Consider the following 2,389-nt stretch of genomic DNA (forward strand, 5'->3'; position numbering starts at 1 on the left):
AAAAAAATGATAGAAAAAGGAACAAAAGTACTAAAAGAAGGTTTTGCAAAAATGACAAAAGGGGGCGTCATCATGGATGTGGTAAATGCTGAACAAGCTATTATCGCAGAGGATGCCGGTGCTGTGGCTGTAATGGCGCTTGAAAAAGTCCCTGCGGATATTCGTGCAGCAGGTGGAGTTGCAAGAATGGCGGACCCAACAATAGTTGAGGAAGTGGTTGATGCTGTCTCAATTCCAGTAATGGCAAAGGCCAGAATTGGTCATATTGCAGAGGCACAAATTCTTGAAACTTTAGGTGTGGACATGATTGATGAAAGTGAAGTGTTGACTCCTGCCGATGAAGAATATCACATCAACAAAAAGGAATTCACAATACCATTTGTATGTGGGGCTCGTAATCTTGGTGAAGCGTTAAGAAGGATTGATGAAGGAGCATCAATGATACGTACCAAAGGAGAACCGGGAACCGGAAACATAGTTGAAGCAGTCAGACATATGAGAAAGGTAATGGGTGAAATCAGAACAATTCAGGGAATGGAAGAGGAAGAGCTTTGGAAATATGCAAGAAGCATTGAAGCACCATTAGGACTTGTCAAAGAAACTGCGGAACTTGGAAAATTACCTGTAGTTAACTTTGCTGCCGGAGGAATTGCAACTCCTGCCGATGCATCATTGATGATGCAATTAGGTTCTGATGGTATCTTTGTGGGATCTGGAATATTCAAGTCAAACAATCCTGAAGCATTTGCAAAAGCAATCGTTGAGGCAACCGCCAATTATGATAAGCCTGAAGTGTTGGCTGAAGTATCAAAAGGATTGGGTGAAGCCATGAAAGGTTTGGAAATGGCTACATTAAACGAATCCGATAGGATGCAGGATAGAGGAATCTAAATTCATCACCTGTGATGGTTATGGTAAAAGTAGGAATTTTAAATTTACAGGGTGCTGTATCGGAGCATTATGACATGGCTAAAAAAGCCGTTGAAAAGTTGGGTGTTGATGTTGATGTGGTGCCTGTCAGATACGCTGCTGATGTCGGGACATGTGATGGGATAATTATTTCAGGTGGCGAAAGCACAGTAATCGGTAAGTTAATCCATAAAAGAGGTATAGACAAAGTTATTAAAGATAATAGCATTCCTGTTTTTGGAACCTGTGCTGGAATGATATTGTTGGGTAAAAAGACAGATTTCAATCAGCCGTTGCTTGGTTTGATGGATATTGACGTTAAACGAAATAAATACGGCAGACAAAAAGATTCATTTGAGGCCACAATTGAAATATTTGATCAGAAATATTTGGGAGTTTTTATAAGGGCGCCGTCTTTAGCGTCCTATGATGAATCAAAAGATGATATTAAAGTCTTATCCAAGTTGGATGGTGAGATAATAGCAATTCAACAGGGCAATAATATTGCAATGTCGTTTCATCCAGAATTGACTGATGATACATTGGTACATGAATATTTTATTAAAAATATTTTAGATTCTGTAAATGAATATTAAATCTCACTTAATCTGGGATTAGTTGTGGGATTTGGACTATTTTCCTCAATTATGGGGGCAATGAGTGTGGTATGTGATTTTGAGTATGCAACTTCAATTAACAACACTCTCTGGATGGTTATGGTGAGTAGTGTGTCAGTAATGTGATAATGGAATCAACAAATTCCTGTCAAAAAGACAAACAGATTTAAAATGATTCATATGTCTTTTTACCGCCATTACCATTCAATATTGTTTTTTTAAAAAGAGTTGCAAATTGTTTGAATGATGGTGATATGCTTAAATTGAACCACCCTACCCTTAAAGAGGGTGGGGTGGTTCAAGGCTCGGTGGTGATGAAAAAGCTAAATCTTGGGTTGCCTTTTCAAGGCTTTCTTCATCGCCTTCAACATCAATAAATAATAAATGGGAATCCACAGATTTATTGTAGCTCACTCTAGTAATATTTATACCTAAATCAGAGAGACATTTGCTTGCTTTTAAAAAAGCACCGATATGATTTGGCATTTTAGTAATAAATGTCTTATTCATGAAATCACCTATTATGTTAAGAATCATTTTTTTAAATTAATTTATAGTAAATCATATTTTACTTTAAAAGTTTTGAAAGAAACGGATATTAATCTATGTAATTTTATTGTATTTTAAAATTTGCAATTTAATGGATTGATTTGTATAATATTCATTAATTATTATTAATTTTTAAACGCTGAGAAGAGAGAAGAACAATGGCATTTTAAGGATAAGGAACGAATATGGAGACCTGGACAATCCAAACAGGAAGAACTTGAACATAATCTCATACATAACAGGCTCTCTGGATTTCGAACTAATCAAGGAAGGTTGCGAAGAGGATTACACAATCACATTCCCAATATCAAACG

At 36.4% G+C, this 2,389-nt stretch carries 3 protein-coding genes; 2 read left to right on the forward strand and 1 reads right to left on the reverse strand.

All coding sequences use genetic code 11. The features are described from left to right. The first annotated feature begins 9 nt into the window (after window positions 1-9). Together pdxS and pdxT are read left to right on the forward strand one after the other, a co-directional pair. A complete protein-coding gene (pdxS, locus tag QZN33_RS11635) occupies window positions 10-891 on the forward strand; it encodes a pyridoxal 5'-phosphate synthase lyase subunit PdxS (RefSeq protein WP_296792866.1) in 882 nt (293 codons plus the stop codon). Window positions 892-911: 20 nt separating this feature from the next. Beyond that, the gene (gene pdxT, locus QZN33_RS11640; RefSeq protein ID WP_296792861.1) at window positions 912-1,505 is read left to right on the forward strand and encodes a pyridoxal 5'-phosphate synthase glutaminase subunit PdxT; all 594 of its coding nucleotides are present in this window, start codon (window positions 912-914) and stop codon (window positions 1,503-1,505) included. A gap of 300 nt (window positions 1,506-1,805) precedes the next feature. Here the strand turns inward: pdxT and QZN33_RS11645 are convergent, their stop codons facing one another. Continuing rightward, the gene (locus QZN33_RS11645) at window positions 1,806-2,036 is read right to left on the reverse strand and encodes a hypothetical protein (protein WP_296792864.1); all 231 of its coding nucleotides are present in this window, start codon (window positions 2,034-2,036) and stop codon (window positions 1,806-1,808) included. Window positions 2,037-2,389 lie beyond the last annotated feature (353 nt).

Source organism: uncultured Methanobrevibacter sp., assembly GCF_900314615.1.
Classification (GTDB): domain Archaea; phylum Methanobacteriota; class Methanobacteria; order Methanobacteriales; family Methanobacteriaceae; genus Methanocatella.